This window comes from Sulfurisphaera tokodaii str. 7 (assembly GCF_000011205.1).
Classification (GTDB): Archaea; Thermoproteota; Thermoprotei_A; order Sulfolobales; family Sulfolobaceae; genus Sulfurisphaera; species Sulfurisphaera tokodaii.
Map to the genome: position 1 here is coordinate 418266 of NC_003106.2, position 15830 is coordinate 434095.

Below are 15830 nucleotides of genomic sequence, written 5' to 3' on the forward strand. Positions count from 1 at the left end.
TGTTTTAAAAAATCAGTTTTTCCAGCGTATATCATCGATCTTTCGACCCTCTTATCATCATCAAAAATTTTTATTCCCAATAGCAGATATATATGTTGCGGCCGTCGTCTAGTCTGGATTAGGACGCCGGCCTCCCAAGCCGGTAATCCCGGGTTCAAATCCCGGCGGCCGCACTGTGGGGGACACCCCCACACTCCCGCTTTCTTTCAATTTTATGTAAGTCTCAACGACGTCAATTAACGGGGCGACGTAACGCTCTTTTACCTCACCGTTTATCGTTTCCAGCTTATAGACATAATACCGACCTTTCCTCTCACGTAAAATATATTCACCGAATTTATATCTACGTTGTTTATCCGCCATTTCGCCTCACAGTATTGTGGTTGCCAATTCACATTTAAAAGCTTTGGCAACTTTTTTTTTAAAAAAAAAAAGTTGAATTGACAGAAGACGAAAAAAGATTCCGTTACTTTGCAAATAATTGAATTTCAGAGACTACTGTAGCTGGTAAAAATTTAGCGCCTTAAGATTCCTAAATAGCGATAAAGTTTCTGTTTTACTAACACTTTTAATTTCTTGGTTTTTACTTTACTTAGTTCTAGTTCCGTTACCTATAAATTATTAAACAGAGTGTAATTTTTCCGAATTTTTCTCAATTGCTTAAATTTGTATTATTTGTAGGGACCTCTGGAGACCCTATCTCATCGAACCCAATTAGGGTCTCTCAATAGAGTGTCGCCAGGTCCCCATATAAAAAATAACCATTAAACCTTTAAATTCATGTATCATATATTATAATGCCGCCGTAGCTCAGCCCGGGAGAGCGCCCGGCTGAAGAGTAGATGCACGCAGTGACCGGGTTGTCCGGGGTTCAAGTCCCCGCGGCGGCACTTATTACATAAGGTGTCTCCTGTTGTATAGAGTACTTATCGTAAAAATAACTAGTATTGATAGAAGTGTAATTAATGAAATAACTAATCATCTTTCACAACTAGGTTTTCATGTAGATGTATTAAGTCAAATAGAACATATAAACATATCTTATTTTGATTGGCAAAGATCACAATATGATGCTGAAAAAATACTAGAGTATGTTTCTTCTAAGTTTGATAAATTCCCATATGATGCAATTATAGCTATAGGAGAAATAGATGCTTATGCAAGAGGTTTGAATTTTGTTTTTGGTCTTTCTACTAAAAAATTTGGTACTGTTTTTCTTGTAAGATTAAAAAATGATTTTTATAAGAAAAAATGTAATTTCGAACTATTTATAGAGAGAGTTAAAAAAGAAGTAACGCACGAATTAGGCCATACGTTAGGTTTAGGCCATTGTTCGAATCCTACATGTGTAATGAGGTTTAGTAATTCCATTGCAGAAGTAGATAATAAATCAGCATCTTTCTGCGAAGAATGTAGAGCAAAATTAAATATCAACAACAAAAGTTAAAATGTAATAATTTCCTTTATTTTCTATTTTCATCTCATGATAAGTCATAGCTTTAACTACAGTTCTTCTTTCATGTTTGTTTGGGTCGAATTTTTCACCCCAAGCTTTTCCTTCAAGAGTTAAGTTTTTTTCATCGATATTCACATAAAACTTACTAAATAACATAATTTCAGAATCGTAGTACACTAATAAGCTCTCAATCCATCTATATAATAAATTCTCCAAATCATATCCATCTATTTTAACTTCTCTCATTTCTTTGGGTTCAACTTTACTTGTGTCAGTCATAACTTCAAAAACAGCTACCGCTGCATTTTCAAATGCCTCATTTAAATTTCTTCCGTAAGCTCGTATACCTATATCAGCAGTGTGTTCAAAGAACTCAAATTTTTGCATAAAAATATAAAGGCTAGTAGGAATTTATTTTTAATTGATGTGTAATGGGTGGAAGACAAAGAACAACTCTATTTATGACAAAAGAAGTAAAAAAAGAAGCTAAAAAAGGAGTTACTACGCAACAAACTTCTCAAAAATAAATTTTATTCCAAGTAGTATTGCTAAAGATAAGAAAATTCCTGTAATTAAATATTCTATATTTTTTGTATAATAGTATACTATTGCTGAGTTAATTAATACGAGGAATGATACTACTTCATAGCTTTTCATCTTTATCACACTATATCAATTAAAAATGGTACTCTACTTCCATAACCTCCTATTGTATTTCCTAAACCAATGCTTAGTCCGCTCAATAATATGATATAACTTGTGGGTGCGAGTAGATTAGCTATAAAAATCTCTGGGATTTCATATTGTAATACTATTGAGATATTAGGAGACGATGATAGATGAATATTAAGAATATTCAAGTCCAACTGCGTAAGGAAAATAGGCAAATAGGGTAATCCTATATAGAATATTATTGAAGATGCTATAAATGAGGCACCTATAGCTCTACCTATCCTAAACGGTATTGCCATTAATAATATTCCCATGGCTATAAATAATCCAGAATATTGATATATCATTTGAGAGATTATAGTGAGAAATTCAATAAATGATGTAGCCATAGACAGGAGAAAAGTAAATAGCATAAAAGGTGCAAAAGTACCAGAAACATACTGCGTAGCGTTAACAATTGCCTCTATAATCTCATATTGGATAATATCATAATTCTCCACTGCATATAACCACTGAAAATAAGAACTCCATGACGCACCTAGTAGACTTAATAATTGTTGCATAAGGCTTAGAACAACTGTGTATATTGTAATCCACACTATAATATAAATAGAGTCTGTTATCATTCTTGGACCCCATTTCTTTACACCGTATATTGGTATAGGTAAGGCATAGAATAATGCTCCTAATGAGTAAGTGAGTGACGCTAGGATTTGAGCATAAAATAGGAAATCAAATATATTCCACATTTTTTACACCTGTGATGCTATATAAGATATGAAATAGAATATAGTACTGCCTATAGCTAAAAAGAAAGCTGCGATTATTGCATCTTCTATGAGGTCTTGTCCTCCTCTCTTAATTCTGAAAATTGGAATTGGGGATCCTCGTAAGGCCCATCCTACAGCCCAAGCTAATACAAATATACTCCATGCCACTTCAGTTATAGTACTATTTAGATTCTCGATGAAACTTAAGAGCGTCATTTTTGTTCAATTATATTGCTCTCTTAATAACAAGAGAGAGATTAATGAATATTTTTTGCTAACATAAAATTGAGGTATGCTTCTATTATTTTACTGATTTCATCTGGTTGTAAATTATCTGTATTTATAACTAAATCAAAAACAGATAAATCTGATAAATCAATACCATAATAAGCTAAAAATCTTCTAGAATGACTTTCTTCTCTCTCAATGATTTGTTCTATTGCTTTAGTAAAAGGAATATTATCACGTTTTGCAATTCGCATAGCTCTAATTTCTATGCTAGCATTTAAATATACTGTAATATCAGCTATATCTTTTAATAACCAACCTCCTATATGAGATTCAATAATAATATTCTTTTCAGTAGATGCTATTCTAAAAATTTCTCTATCAATTTTCTTATCTATTTCAAAATTTTCTTCAGCTTTTTTATTAAGTTCTAATAAGCTTAATCCCTCTTTTTCAGCTAATTCTCTAAATATATGCCCTGCAGAAATATATTTCAAGGATAGATTCTTGGACAAGATTTTAGCTACTGTAGACTTTCCACTACCTGGAGGACCGCTTATAACAATAATCATGAACTTCCTCTCAAAGTTTGCTTGATTAAGTTCTCAAGACATTTATAACAAATATAACCTCCATACATTCTTTCTGGTCTTTTTTCAGTTTTAGAATACTTATATAGTAAATTTGTCTTTACACCCTGAAGAGGTTTTTTGCATATAGCACAAACTGCCCTATTATTTTTTCTTCTTTCGTAATGTATCGTTGATTTTCCAGAGGGTAGTTTTGTATGAATTTTTCTATAAGATGTAGAACGATAATGAGGGTTAGGCATATATAAAAATTTGAGCAGAGGTTTTAAATAGTCTTCGGTCTCCTTAACGATAATGGAGTAAATAGTAAAAAGGATAATATATAGATGAATAAACTACTTATTATGTGTTTTCCACTATATGTTACAGTTAATGGGATACTGTAAGGAAAATAAATTGGCACATTTACAAAATCTAGAATAATAAATAGTCCTACCATGTAGACAAAAATAAGCGTTAATGATTGAATAAACATATAATTTCTTAGTTTCGCCGTATAATAATCAACCTCCTTTGATATCTTTTTTAAGGTCTTATCTCTTCTTTTAGGAGAAGAAATTTTAACTACTCTATCCTCATATTCCCTTATTTTTTCTATTGTAATATTCATCTTATTTAATAAATAAAATTTATATTCTATGTACATAAGAAAATTAAGTAAGAAAGAAATACCAATTATGTAAAAAATACCTAAATTCATGAAAATTCACAGCATGGAGTTAATTATCTCGTTTGCTGCAACAGCAGGATCTCCTTCTACGTTTATTACGATTTTTACTGTAGCACCTACTAATACCGCGGATGCCATAGCTGCATATCTGGCAAAATTAATTGTCTCAGAAATAATTCTCTCATCGCTATAATCACTCCTACTTCTTGAAGTATCTCTCTTTTGCCTATCCAGAATAACTTTTGGATCAGCTTCCAATAAGAATATAACTCTTGGATTAATTTCTTCTATTACATACTTAGGTAATCCAGGCAAATAACCTGATGGAGTCCTTATAACAGCGTGTGTGTCAATAAAAAGTAAACCATCTCCACCTTCTTTAGCTTCATTCGCTATCCCTCTTGCTGCCTCAATTTGAAGTTGTTTTTGTTTCTCTACGGGAAGCTTTCTCATTTCATCTCTGTTATTTACATATCCTAATTTCATAGCAGTCATTAACATATAGTCTCCATAGTTAACAATCTTATTATTTATCTTTTTTTCTTCTAGTATTTCTTTAACTTTAGAAAGAACAGTAGTTTTTCCCACACCAGGTATTCCAGTTACTATTCCAATTTTCATTTTACTCACCGATTATTCTCTTTAATAGTGGGTACATTTCTAACGTTCTCTCATAAGCTAATAAATTATAGTACTGAATAGCTATAGTTACTGCTAGCAAAATTCCTACACCAGTTCCATATACTCCTAGAAAAGTTGCTAACACAGCAATTACTCCTACTATAAGAGAACTATAGAAACCTAACGGATATATATACCTAGCCAGAATTCCTTCTATTACTTTAGGACTATTTCTCATTCCCGGTATTTCCATCCCAGCTTCAACCATTTGTTGCGCTTGTGTTGCTGGATCAAGACCAGCGACATCAATCCACAGAATACCGAATATAATGGATAATACAATAAATACGACTGCATAGATTACTGCTCCTATTGGGTCAACTACTAAAGCAAACACACTATGTGGGACATTAGCTGGAGGGAAGAAAAACGCATTTGCAATATCTGTTAAGACTGTAGAGGCAGGAGATGATATATAGGAAGCTAACGATGCAAATAATTGGAAATCAGCACCTAAAACACTTACAAATATTACTGGGATGCTACTAACATATAAGAAGTTTAATGGAATTGTAGTCTTTATCCCTCTTAATCGCTGTGTAGTTACTGGGATTTGTATATTTATGTTAGTTAGATATATTATTAATATAATTAGTCCAATGGTAGAAATAAGTCCTACTAGATCTGGTTGAAATGGTGTAGTTGTGCTCGTATTTACTATTAATGATAGTATGTTCTTTCCACTTACTATGTCAGATATTAACACGGGGAAGAAACCTACTGGTAAGTTTTGATTACTAACTGCTGCAATACCAAACATATCCCAAAACATAATTTTAGTTACACCAGCTAATATAAACAGACTTATTCCAGATCCTAATCCCCATCCTTTTTGAATCATTTCATCTAGAAGTAAAATTATATATGTAGCAACAATTAATTGTATTGTTACAATAGCTGATAGTTCAATATTACCAGCAGTTCTTGTAAACACGTAACCAAATAAGGCAGATTCTACTAGAATGAAAACGAAAGCTAATCCTTTTTCTGCTTCAGTAAATCTAGCTTGATCTTCTTCTTTAGCTAAATCCATTTGAATTAGTTTTGAACCTACTAATATTTGCATAATTAAACCAGAAGTAATGATAGGACCTATTCCTAGTTGAGCTAATGTACCTTGAGTTGAGGCAAAAATAATTTCTTCAGCCAAAAAATTGCTTAAGAACGAATTTGCTGAGGTAACTCCATAAAGTGGTATTGACGCCATTACTAGATAAACAATAACAGCTATAAACGACCAAAGGAGTTTAGTTGCCAAAGAAGGTCTATCTTTAGGTTTAGTTACAGCTGGTAAATATTCTCCTAGTGTAGCAAGAAAATCAACAAAACCCATACTACTCTAAAAAAGCCTATTCACTTGTGGTTAATATAATTTGTCCTCCTAATTCCTTAACTTTTTCAATTGCTTTTTTACTGGCCATATTCACCTTAATTACTAGTGGTATTTTTAGTCCAGATGAGCCTATAAGTTTATCATATCTATATTCAGTTAAATCAACTACTTTCTTTCCATTCTCATCCTTTATTTTTATTTCGCCTTTTTCAATAAGTTCTTGAAGCTTTCTCATTGTAATAACATTATACACTTTACTTGTAGGATTAACAAATCCATGCTTTCCATACCATCCTTCTCCATATTTTACTAACCATGACCATTTTTCCTTATGCATTCCAATTTGCCTACTTCCTTGTGCACCTCTATCTCTATGTTGTCCTTTTGTTCCCCAACCATGAGTCCTATATCCTCTATATTTTCTGCTTTTCTTTTCTTTTCTCACAGTCATTTATACCATCCTCTTAATTAGTTCATTAATTTTTTCTCCTCTATAACCAAATTCACCTTTAACACTAAAAGGTCTATTTATTTTTCCTTTAAAACCACCACTTGGTGGGTGAAGTCGTATAGGTAATTTGAAATAATCATCAAGTTTATGCAGTTTTATTTCTCCGTCCATAATCTTCTTTACAAATAAATTGTAACTTTCTATCTTTAATTGACTTTTAAGTATGTCATCTGTTATTTTAAGATTACCTATTTTAGTATGTAATCTAGTTAGAAGTAATTTAAGTCCTTCTTCATTTAGCTCTCCCCATGTTATGTAAGGTTCAGCTATTTTCAACATCCCTCTAATGGATGATGAATCTTCATACACCATTGCATTAAATCTTCTTGGTAATCTTAGCATTTTCAATGTATCCTGGATATACCAGGGAGTGCCTGCATATCCTCTTATTCTAATAATTCCTAAAAGTCTAGTCATATTACTTCCTCCTCATCCAATCCACTGGAGTAACAAACTTATATGTATTATAAAGTGCATTATATCCAGCCTTTATAAAGTTCTCTGTAGTATATGTAGATCCTCTAGTTAAAGACCATGCATCTTTAATTCCTGCATAAGTCAATAAAGTTTTTAGAGCTGGACCAACTACCAGCCCAGTACCTTTTGGAGCTGGCATTAGCAAAACCTCAACACTCCCAGCCTTTCCATAGACTTTAAAAGGTAAACTATGAGCTTCACCACAGGTACACTCCCAACTTCCACATCCTCTTCTAACTGGGATTATGTTCATTTTAGCATTCTTTATGGCTTTTTGGATAGCTACTCTTAATTGTTTAGCCTTGCCAGTACCATAACTGACATAACCATCCATATTTCCCATTACGATTAAAACCTTGTACTTAGATATTTCACCAGCGTCAGTTTGCTTTTGCACTATCTTTATGTCCATTACTTCGTATTTCAATTTAGGTAATAACACGTCCACTATTTCTGGCTCTGTTATTGGATAATTTTTCTCAAAGATTTCTTTCATAGATGTTATTTTTCCTTCTTTAACTAACTGACCTACTTTTGTTCTAGGTTTCCATTCTTCTGGGTTAATTACAGGAACCTCTTCTGCCATTATGCTCCACCAGATTTAATTTTATTTAATATTTCTTCAAAGTGTGAAGGAAGATCTTTAGGATGCAATCCCCTTTCTAAATACTTAGAAAATAATCTCTTGAATAATTCAGGATTTTCAGCTTCTAATTTCTGGGCATAAGATGCTATATGAACTCCTTTTATTCTATCCTCTTTTATACCCAGATCTCCTACTGGGATGCTGAGACCAGCGTCAATAGCCCCTTTAATAGCTGTAAATATCCTACTACCTTTTACAGGCACGAAAAGTCCAATGTCAGCCACAGCTTCTTTTATACCAGCCTTTAAGGCCCTAACACCTAATAAGTATCCAGTTAAATAGGCAGCAGGTGTGTTGTTCAGATCTCCTTTCCAGCCAAATTTCTTAGCAAGCTCCATAGAATGTGCTGCTACTACAATAACATCTCCTTTTGGATTAAACTTAGCAATTTGTGCTATTATGTATTTGTTCGTTAATCTTACTACTAACCTTGTGGTGTTGTTTATAACATATGTATATCTCTTATAATAATTAGTTTTTCCTTCTCTTCTTCTCCTATACTTTACTCTATAATTAGGACCATGTGCCATATTTCACTCCACCTTCACGCCTAATTGTTTAAGATAATTTTTTACATCAGAGAGATTCCTAAAAGAGTTTCCTTTAGCTTTTCTATATGCTAATCTATATGTTTTCTTATCTATAACATCATTATCTCTGAGCCATTTCAAGTATGTTCTTATTTTTCTAATCTTTAGAACCCATTGCTCTTTCTTACCTCTTCTTGCGCCAGCTGGTCCTTTTCTACTTCCACTCTTCCTTTTTTCTCCTCTTTTTCTCCTCTTTTCTTTCTTTTCTTTTAGTCTCCCACTACTAATACCTTTCTTTTTCTCTATAATAATTTTTCCTTCTTTTATTAATTTTCTAATCTCATCTCTAGTTATAGCTGAGGCTATATCATCTAAGTAATTTGTATTAAATTTCACATTATTTTCTCCAACATTAGTAAGCTCTGCTGCAAGTCTTCTTTGAAGAGCAAACTCTGGCATCTAACTCTCACCCATTGGCTATTTTTAATCCCATTTTTTTAGCCTCTTCAACTAATTCTAATTTCTTTTTTAAACCTATCGTTGATGAGAAGACCACTATTACTTTATCTTTCATTTGTGATGCTTTTTCCAAGTCTTTCTTATTATTAACATAGAATGGAATTAAACCCGAGGGATGTAAACCTCTAATTTCCCTTGGTGATCTGAAGCCTATTTTTACTTTTGGCTGATATCCTTTTAGTTCTAATCTTACTGGATTATCTATACCTTTAGGCTTTCTCCATGTCTCTTGCCTGCCTATTCTATAAAACTTATCCCAATCATACCTTAGAAACTTAATTTTCTTCTCTCTAATTTTCTTTATTTTTTCTTGTATTTTCCTAATGTTAATCTGTTTGTTCACTTCCAATCACCTCTTTTTTATAAATATAAATGCCATCTGCAAAAACTCTTCTATCATAACCAGTAATTTTTGATGCAAGTTCTATGTTAGCCGCGGTTTGTCCTACTTTTTCAATATCTTGACCTTCTACAATGATATCCTCTCCTTTTACATTCACTTTTACACCGGTCATTATTTTTGCTCTTCTAATATTTTTCTCTCCAATTAAGTTTTGAATTTGGACTTCATTGCCAGAAACTTTAACCGTAACTGGGAAATGTGTGTAAATAATTTTTAAGTAATATCTATAGCCTTTAGTAACACCAGTAAACATGTTTTCTATATGTGCAATTATAGAGTAAAACTGAGCTTTTTTTCTTCTATCAGCAAAAGTAGTCTCTACAACTATTTTATTATCTTCTTTTCTTATTTCTATGCCACTAATATGACTAAAGTCTTTTTCTATTTCTCCTTTAGGTCCTTTAACTTTTATCTTCATTCCTTCAATATTTACATTAATGCCTTGTGGAATTTCTATTTCCTCATATAGATGAACTGCCTTCATGTTTTCACCTCAATAAACATAACCTAAAGCTACTCCACCAATTCTTTCTCTAATGGCATCTTTATGAGTCATGACACCTTTATTTGTAGAAATTATTAGAACACCAATTTCCTTTGATGGTAAGTATCGTCTTACATAGTCCGGCAAAGTTAGTAAATCTTTATATTTAAGAGGATATCGTGGTGCTATTGGCCCGCATTTGTTTATTCTGCCCAAAAGTTGTACAACTATTTTTCCAGATCTACCATCATCTATAAACTCAAATTCCCCTATATATCCCTCTTTTTGCATTGCTCTTAATACATTAATAATAAGTTTTGAAGCAGGCATAATTATGGCTTGCTTATTTCTTCTCATCTCATTATTGTAGATTGTTGTTAATGCATTTGCTAAAGGATTTAGATTAACCATAATTATTCACCTCGTTTTCTTAAATCCCATTTCATAAGCTACTTCTCTAAAACATTGTCTACATAAGTATAATCCATATTTTTGAATAACAGAATCTCTACTACCGCACCTTCTACAAACTTGTACTCCTCTTCCATATTTTCTCTCAGCTGGAGGCTTATATTTACCCATTTCTCTCACCCTTCTACAATAGTTACATTAAAGTTTTGCTTAAGGAATTCCATTGCTTCTTCTTTACTAACTGTTCTATGTCTTTTTGGAATATGAGCTTTTTTTCTCCTTCTTCTTGCTACTCTAAATCCTGGTCTTACTAAAGTTATAGCGACATCCATTCCAAATATTCCTATCTCTGGATCATATCTAGTACCTGGTATAAGAACATGTTCAGCAATTCCGAAACTTACATTACCATACTCATCAAAACTGGATGCTTTTATTCTGTGACCTACAGCAGCTAATACTTTATTAAGAAATTCTTCAGCTTTTTTACCCCTCAATGTTACCTTAACTCCTATAGGTGCTCCTTTTCTAACTCCAAATTCTCTAATTGTTCTCTTTGCAATAGTATAAACTGGCTTTACTCCAGTAAGTTCTTGAAGAAGTTGATATGCTTTTTGTAATCTTTCTCCAGCTTCTCCTACACCGATATTGACAGTAACTTTCTCTAGTCGTAGTTTTCTCATGGGATTAACTGTTTGGGTTTCTGCCATCATCTCACCCCTACATTAGGATCGATTTCGCTATCACCTATAACCATAACATTTTGTAAATTAGTTTGTACAGATTCTCCATTTTTCTGTTCAATAGTAACAATACTGTATTTCCTTTTCTTATATTTAGCATATTGAATAGTTTTTATTACTCCATGTAATCCTACGTTTCTACCACCAATAATTATAGCATACTTTCCTTCACTTAGCTCATAACTTTTAATTATGTTTTGTGAAGGAATTTCAATTTTTAGTGTTGTTAAAGTAGGATAGTTCATTTCTGGTACTTTTTCTTTCGGAATTAGAATATTTCTTCCATCTTCTAAATTCAATTGTATATTTCCATTTTTATTAGTTGTTTTATTTACTATTCTAACAAATTTATATTTTGCATCTTCTTTACTAATTTTTACTGGCATTAAGTATTTTATGTTATCTGGAACAATCCTAAAGTACAAATCTGAGGAAGGAATTGAAATAACATCCATTAATCCTACAGGAAACTTATAATCTTTTCTAACTCTTCCATCAACCATAATCTTTCCTTCAACAACTAACCTCTTCGCTTCTCTTGTTGTTTCGGCAACATTTAAGTAATGTTTCAATAATAAGGCTAAGGGAATACTTTCTGATAGTTTGTGAGGACCTGGATTAGCTCTTATTGTCCACTTATACTCTTTTTTACTTAAATTTAAGAACCAAGGAGCTTCAAATCTTGTTATGTGGGCCAATTCATTTCGCCTCCGTAGTTTGTTCTTTCTTCTTTAAATATTCTTCTCTTGCTTTTCTTTTCCTTTCTATGATTTCTTTCCTTTTTGCATCAGATAGGTCTAATTTAGTAATTATTACTTTTGAAGCGTGAATCCATCTATAAACTGGGGTTCCATCAGCTTTTTTTCTTGTTAATCCTTCAATAGCTATCCTTCCAGTTTTTCTATTAACCTCTACTACTTTTCCTTCAAAATTTAGTACATCTTTGTCTCCTCTCATAACTTTAACAGTGTCTCCTTTTCTAATTGCTAATCTCTTTATGCCATATTGTTGTTGTAGTTCCTTAGATAATTTTGCTGTTAATAATTTATGCCTTTGATGTTTGGGTAAATTATAGAGTAGTAATCTTTGTTTTGATGGTTTATGAGAGACCAATTAAATCACCATTGTCGCAATACTTGCAACTTTAGGCCATCTTTCTGCAGCTTCTTTTGCAATCGGTCCTCTTATCTCAGTACCTTTAGGTGTTCCATCGGGGTTTACTATTACTACTGCATTATCTTCAAAAGCAATCCATGTTCCATCTGGTCTTCTAAATGGCATTCTTTGTCTAACTATTACAGCTTTAAATTTCTGTTTTCTAACTTCTGGAGTACCTTTTCTAACTGAAACCATCACTAAATCAGCTATATTCGCAAAAGGTATTCTTCTTAATACTCCTTTGTAGCCATAAATACCTATAATCACAGCTTCTTTAGCACCACTATTATCTGCAACAGTTACTGTAGTATAATGTTGTAATCCGGGTGTAAGTCCTTTTCTACTACCTAAAACCTGGAGTTTTTCGGGCATCTTATTCACCTCTTACCTATAACCACAAATGAAACTGATTTAGCTATAGGTCTACATTCAGCAATTATAACGTTATCTCCTTCTTTGACATCTAAACATGGAGGTATGTGAACATGGATTCTGCTTCTTCTTCTTTCATATCTCTTATACTTTGTATCATAGAATAAATAATCTCTTTCTACTACACCCGTTTTTTCAGCTCTATATCTTATTAGTCTTCCTTCTAGTATTATTCCTCTCACTCTTAGGTTTCCATGAAATGGACAATTTATATCATCACAAGTTTTAGAGGGTGGATTTACTCCTTCAATTCCTATATTTTTTACTAAGGCACCTTTTTTACCCATTATAACCACCTTTTTTCTATTCTACCAACAAGTTTAGAACCAGGTAAAATGACTTTCCTATTTTCAGAATATATTTCGAAAATTCCATTACTTTTTAATACACGAATTATTTTATTTTGTGTCTGAATTAAAAAAGTTTTTTTAGTTTCAAATAAAATAATCCCTTCTCTACCTATTAAAGAAGGATCAGAATGACCTAAAACTTTAATTTTACTACCTATTAAATCAATCATTTTTTACTCTCCTTCTTTTTATTTTCTATTTCTTTATTTATAATTGAAAGTAATGTTAATATTCTAGCTATATCTTTTCTTAAATTCCTGATAGAAGCAGTATTCTTTAGAGTCCCCATTCTAGCTTCAACTTTTCTTTTTAATAATTCTTGTTGTAAATCATTTAGCTTTCCTTGCAATTCTTTTTTCTTCTCTATTAATTGTTCCACAGTTTGGTTGCTAATCTCTTTTATATCGTAACCTAATATTTCCTTACTCTTCATTTCTGTTCACCACTTTTCTGAGACTCTTCAATGAAACTTACATTAGTCACAGTTACCATATTCTCGCCGGGTCCTTTAGGTTGTTCTCTTAGTTCAATTTTATCAACACTTTTCATTGGTTTTGTGATTAATATTTCGACTCCATATACACCTGGTTTTAACATAGCTATTGCAACAGCTCTATCTACAATCTTATCCAGGAAAGCACCACTCTTATAAACAACTCCTTCTTTAAGTTTTTCGTACTTAGCTCTTTCAGAAGTAAGCTTTCCGCTAATAATTACTTCTGCTCCTAATGCACCAGCATTCATAATTCTTCTTATGGTTATAAAAGCAGCTCTCCTAAAATGATAACCTTTTTCTAGTGCTATTGCTAGTCTAAAAGCCATAACCCTTGCATTTAACTCTGGATTTTCTACGCTAGTAACAGTTATTTGAGGATTATCTAGACCGAAATACCTCTCTAACATTTGAGCTAATTGTTTAATAGTTTTACCACCTTTTCCTATTATGAGGGCTGGTCTTCCAGCATAAATGATAACTCTTGTGCCTATTGGTGTTTTAACTATTTCTACACCAGCATATTCAGCATTGTAAAATTGTTTAGCTAAATATTCATCCACCATTACTTTTGTCATAGATCTTTGAAGGAAATATTTCTTTACTAAAACCATATTTTACACCTCTCCCAAGATAACTTCTATATGAGAAGTGTATCTATATTTACGTGTAGATCTTCCAAAAGCTCTTGGCATGTATCTCTTTAATATTATCCCCTTATGTGCAGCAATATGAACTATTTTTACATTCTCTAGATCTAATCCTTTAGAATTTGCGTTATTTTCAGCATTTTCTAGAACTTTAAGAACATATTTTATTGCCTTCTTGGGATATCTACCACTTTTTACTTTCCATTTAGGAGAAATATTAGATCTATGTGAAGCTCCATGAGAGTGTTTCCAAAATGGTAATGCTTCCTTTTCCTCTAATACATTATTTAAAAATTGCTTTGCATCATTAAGCTTCATTCCCCTTATAGCTTTACATACATTATAAAGATCTCTTATTGAAGCTGGAACATTTTTTATAACAGCTTTTGCTAACTTGTTTTCATCAATATCTAATTTAGGGTAAGTCCAACCAGCCATTTTTCATCCCTTCATAGCTAGGAATAAGCTTGATCTTGTAGCCTTAAGTCCAGGCTCTCCATGTTCTACTTTCTTCGTAGTTATCGAGAATTCACCTAGATAATGTCCTATCATCTCTGGGACTACCTGAAATTCCACGAATTCTTTTCCATTATAAACAGCGAATTTTAACCCTACCATTTCTGGTAAAATTATCATATCTCTCACATGAGTCTTTATAGTTTTACTATACTTTCCTTCTCTCACATACTTTCGGATTTTTTCTAGTAATCTTCTCTGCTTGTCTGAAAACCCTTTCTTTAATGATCTCCTTTGTCTTGAAGGTAATAATTTAATAAATTCGTCCATAGGCATATTTAATAATTCATCTAATGATTTTCCTCTATATCTAAACTTTTTCCATTCAGGTGGGATTTCTAATGACATCGTATCACCTTATCAATATATATACAAATTTAAAAATTCATGCACCTTCTTTTCTACCCGTTCTTCTTGCTGCAATATGGCCTACTTTTCTGCCTGGAGGGGCATTTCTTGACACTGTTGACGGTCTGCTTACACTCTGATGTAAACCACCACCATGTGGATGTGAAACAGCGTTCATTGCAACTCCTCTTACGTGCGGCCATTTCTTAGCTTTTACTTTATATTTCCAATAATTGTTACCAGCTTTTAATAATGGTTTTTCAGTAACTCCTCCTCCAGCTACAACTCCAACTATAGCTCTTGCATTACTACTAACTTGAGCTATTTTCTCTGATGATAATTTCACTAGCACTTTATCACCTGTCTTTCCAACAACTACTCCATATGTTCCAGCAGATCTGGCAAATTTTCCTCCATCGCCCCTAGTTTTTTCAATATTAGATATTATAGTTCCTTCTGGTACATTTCCTACTTCTACTATATTACCATTACTTATTGCAGCATTTTTACCAATCTGGATCTTTTGCCCTACTACTAGTCCTTGGACAGAAGGAACATAAAACTTTGTTCCATCATCTAATTTAATCAATGCCAATGGAGCATTTGTCCCAGGATTGTGTACAATATCAATTACTTTTCCTATATGTTCCCCTTCTATATTTGGTATTTTAGCCTTACCCACTCTTCTCCAGCTAGGGCTTCTGAAATTAATACCTCCTCTTCCTGCCCTTTGTTGTAATAATTTCTTACCCATAATTT

Annotated in this window: 30 protein-coding genes, 2 tRNA genes and 1 pseudogene; 3 read left to right on the plus strand and 30 right to left on the minus strand. The window is 32.6% G+C overall.

The window, feature by feature from the left end; translation table 11 throughout:
* The first annotated feature begins 97 nt into the window (after positions 1 to 97).
* Positions 98 to 173, plus strand: a tRNA-Gly gene (locus STK_RS02305).
* A gap of 31 nt (positions 174 to 204) precedes the next feature.
* On the opposite strand, the pseudogene STK_RS14735 reads toward STK_RS02305, so the two are convergent.
* Positions 205 to 363, minus strand: a pseudogene (locus tag STK_RS14735) (putative integrase); the annotation flags it as partial.
* 436 nt (positions 364 to 799) lie between these two features.
* Here STK_RS14735 and STK_RS02310 point away from each other — a divergent pair.
* Together STK_RS02310 and STK_RS02315 are read left to right on the plus strand one after the other, a co-directional pair.
* Positions 800 to 890, plus strand: a tRNA-Phe gene (locus tag STK_RS02310).
* A gap of 23 nt (positions 891 to 913) precedes the next feature.
* Entirely contained in the window at positions 914 to 1447 is a 534-nt protein-coding gene (locus STK_RS02315) for an archaemetzincin family Zn-dependent metalloprotease (protein ID WP_052846297.1), read from the plus strand.
* On the opposite strand, the gene STK_RS02320 is transcribed toward STK_RS02315, so the two are convergent.
* From STK_RS02320 to STK_RS02455, 29 genes are all read right to left on the minus strand, one after another.
* Positions 1424 to 1843, minus strand: a complete 420-nt coding sequence (locus STK_RS02320; protein ID WP_010978373.1) for an archease — start codon at positions 1841 to 1843, stop codon at positions 1424 to 1426. The genes STK_RS02315 and STK_RS02320 overlap by 24 nt on opposite strands.
* A 114-nt stretch (positions 1844 to 1957) precedes the next feature.
* Entirely contained in the window at positions 1958 to 2113 is a 156-nt protein-coding gene (cedA2, locus tag STK_RS15130) for a Ced DNA import system-associated protein CedA2 (protein WP_198429729.1), read from the minus strand.
* Between the two features lie 5 nt (positions 2114 to 2118).
* Positions 2119 to 2877 (minus strand): DNA import protein CedA, encoded by a 759-nt coding sequence (gene cedA / locus STK_RS02325; RefSeq protein WP_010978375.1) that lies wholly within the window; start codon positions 2875 to 2877, stop codon positions 2119 to 2121.
* Positions 2878 to 2880: 3 nt separating this feature from the next.
* Positions 2881 to 3114 carry a DNA import protein CedA1 gene (gene cedA1, locus STK_RS02330; protein WP_052846299.1) on the minus strand — a complete coding sequence of 78 codons (234 nt, stop codon included), beginning with the start codon at positions 3112 to 3114 and terminating at the stop codon, positions 2881 to 2883.
* Positions 3115 to 3155: 41 nt separating this feature from the next.
* Entirely contained in the window at positions 3156 to 3698 is a 543-nt protein-coding gene (gene cmk / locus STK_RS02335) for a (d)CMP kinase (protein ID WP_010978376.1), read from the minus strand.
* Complete coding sequence (locus STK_RS02340; protein WP_010978377.1) at positions 3695 to 3958, minus strand: 50S ribosomal protein L34e; 264 nt, start codon at positions 3956 to 3958, stop codon at positions 3695 to 3697. The genes cmk and STK_RS02340 overlap by 4 nt, the downstream gene beginning before the upstream one ends.
* 23 nt (positions 3959 to 3981) lie before the next feature.
* Positions 3982 to 4416, minus strand: coding sequence for a hypothetical protein (locus STK_RS02345; RefSeq protein WP_010978378.1), 435 nt, complete (start codon positions 4414 to 4416; stop codon positions 3982 to 3984).
* A 6-nt stretch (positions 4417 to 4422) separates the two neighbouring features.
* The gene (locus tag STK_RS02350) at positions 4423 to 5007 is read right to left on the minus strand and encodes an adenylate kinase (protein WP_052846302.1); all 585 of its coding nucleotides are present in this window, start codon (positions 5005 to 5007) and stop codon (positions 4423 to 4425) included.
* A gap of 1 nt (position 5008) precedes the next feature.
* Positions 5009 to 6400, minus strand: coding sequence for a preprotein translocase subunit SecY (secY, locus tag STK_RS02355; protein WP_010978380.1), 1392 nt, complete (start codon positions 6398 to 6400; stop codon positions 5009 to 5011).
* A 16-nt stretch (positions 6401 to 6416) separates the two neighbouring features.
* Positions 6417 to 6851 carry an uL15 family ribosomal protein gene (locus STK_RS02360; protein WP_010978381.1) on the minus strand — a complete coding sequence of 145 codons (435 nt, stop codon included), beginning with the start codon at positions 6849 to 6851 and terminating at the stop codon, positions 6417 to 6419.
* On the minus strand, positions 6852 to 7328 hold the full coding sequence (locus STK_RS02365) for a 50S ribosomal protein L30 (protein WP_010978382.1): 477 nt from the start codon (positions 7326 to 7328) through the stop codon (positions 6852 to 6854).
* A 1-nt stretch (position 7329) separates the two neighbouring features.
* Positions 7330 to 7974, minus strand: a complete 645-nt coding sequence (locus STK_RS02370) for a 30S ribosomal protein S5 (RefSeq protein WP_010978383.1) — start codon at positions 7972 to 7974, stop codon at positions 7330 to 7332.
* Positions 7974 to 8564, minus strand: coding sequence for a 50S ribosomal protein L18 (locus STK_RS02375; protein WP_010978384.1), 591 nt, complete (start codon positions 8562 to 8564; stop codon positions 7974 to 7976). Before STK_RS02375 ends, STK_RS02370 begins: the two co-directional genes overlap by 1 nt.
* 3 nt (positions 8565 to 8567) lie before the next feature.
* Entirely contained in the window at positions 8568 to 9023 is a 456-nt protein-coding gene (locus STK_RS02380; RefSeq protein ID WP_010978385.1) for a 50S ribosomal protein L19e, read from the minus strand.
* A 7-nt stretch (positions 9024 to 9030) separates the two neighbouring features.
* Positions 9031 to 9426 (minus strand): 50S ribosomal protein L32e, encoded by a 396-nt coding sequence (locus tag STK_RS02385; protein WP_010978386.1) that lies wholly within the window; start codon positions 9424 to 9426, stop codon positions 9031 to 9033.
* The gene (locus STK_RS02390) at positions 9410 to 9970 is read right to left on the minus strand and encodes a 50S ribosomal protein L6 (RefSeq protein WP_010978387.1); all 561 of its coding nucleotides are present in this window, start codon (positions 9968 to 9970) and stop codon (positions 9410 to 9412) included. The genes STK_RS02385 and STK_RS02390 overlap by 17 nt, the downstream gene beginning before the upstream one ends.
* A gap of 9 nt (positions 9971 to 9979) precedes the next feature.
* Positions 9980 to 10381, minus strand: coding sequence for a 30S ribosomal protein S8 (locus STK_RS02395; protein ID WP_010978388.1), 402 nt, complete (start codon positions 10379 to 10381; stop codon positions 9980 to 9982).
* A 6-nt stretch (positions 10382 to 10387) separates the two neighbouring features.
* Positions 10388 to 10552, minus strand: coding sequence for a 30S ribosomal protein S14 (locus STK_RS02400; protein WP_010978389.1), 165 nt, complete (start codon positions 10550 to 10552; stop codon positions 10388 to 10390).
* A 5-nt stretch (positions 10553 to 10557) separates the two neighbouring features.
* A complete protein-coding gene (locus STK_RS02405; protein ID WP_010978390.1) occupies positions 10558 to 11094 on the minus strand; it encodes a 50S ribosomal protein L5 in 537 nt (178 codons plus the stop codon).
* A complete protein-coding gene (locus STK_RS02410; protein WP_010978391.1) occupies positions 11091 to 11822 on the minus strand; it encodes a 30S ribosomal protein S4e in 732 nt (243 codons plus the stop codon). Before STK_RS02410 ends, STK_RS02405 begins: the two co-directional genes overlap by 4 nt.
* Position 11823: 1 nt before the next feature.
* The gene (gene rplX / locus STK_RS02415) at positions 11824 to 12237 is read right to left on the minus strand and encodes a 50S ribosomal protein L24 (RefSeq protein ID WP_052846306.1); all 414 of its coding nucleotides are present in this window, start codon (positions 12235 to 12237) and stop codon (positions 11824 to 11826) included.
* Complete coding sequence (locus STK_RS02420; RefSeq protein ID WP_052846308.1) at positions 12238 to 12654, minus strand: 50S ribosomal protein L14; 417 nt, start codon at positions 12652 to 12654, stop codon at positions 12238 to 12240. It lies immediately after the preceding gene.
* A gap of 5 nt (positions 12655 to 12659) precedes the next feature.
* Entirely contained in the window at positions 12660 to 13001 is a 342-nt protein-coding gene (locus STK_RS02425) for a 30S ribosomal protein S17 (protein WP_052846880.1), read from the minus strand.
* Complete coding sequence (locus STK_RS02430) at positions 13001 to 13234, minus strand: ribonuclease P component 1 family protein (RefSeq protein ID WP_052846311.1); 234 nt, start codon at positions 13232 to 13234, stop codon at positions 13001 to 13003. Before STK_RS02430 ends, STK_RS02425 begins: the two co-directional genes overlap by 1 nt.
* Positions 13231 to 13497: a 50S ribosomal protein L29 gene (gene rpmC / locus STK_RS02435; RefSeq protein WP_010978395.1), complete on the minus strand. Its 267-nt coding sequence runs from the start codon at positions 13495 to 13497 to the stop codon at positions 13231 to 13233. Before rpmC ends, STK_RS02430 begins: the two co-directional genes overlap by 4 nt.
* Complete coding sequence (locus tag STK_RS02440; RefSeq protein WP_010978396.1) at positions 13494 to 14171, minus strand: 30S ribosomal protein S3; 678 nt, start codon at positions 14169 to 14171, stop codon at positions 13494 to 13496. Before STK_RS02440 ends, rpmC begins: the two co-directional genes overlap by 4 nt.
* Before the next feature lie 3 nt (positions 14172 to 14174).
* Positions 14175 to 14645 carry a 50S ribosomal protein L22 gene (locus STK_RS02445; RefSeq protein ID WP_010978397.1) on the minus strand — a complete coding sequence of 157 codons (471 nt, stop codon included), beginning with the start codon at positions 14643 to 14645 and terminating at the stop codon, positions 14175 to 14177.
* Positions 14646 to 14648: 3 nt separating this feature from the next.
* Positions 14649 to 15071: a 30S ribosomal protein S19 gene (locus tag STK_RS02450; protein ID WP_010978398.1), complete on the minus strand. Its 423-nt coding sequence runs from the start codon at positions 15069 to 15071 to the stop codon at positions 14649 to 14651.
* Between the two features lie 37 nt (positions 15072 to 15108).
* A complete protein-coding gene (locus STK_RS02455; RefSeq protein ID WP_010978399.1) occupies positions 15109 to 15825 on the minus strand; it encodes a 50S ribosomal protein L2 in 717 nt (238 codons plus the stop codon).
* Positions 15826 to 15830: the final 5 nt, after the last annotated feature.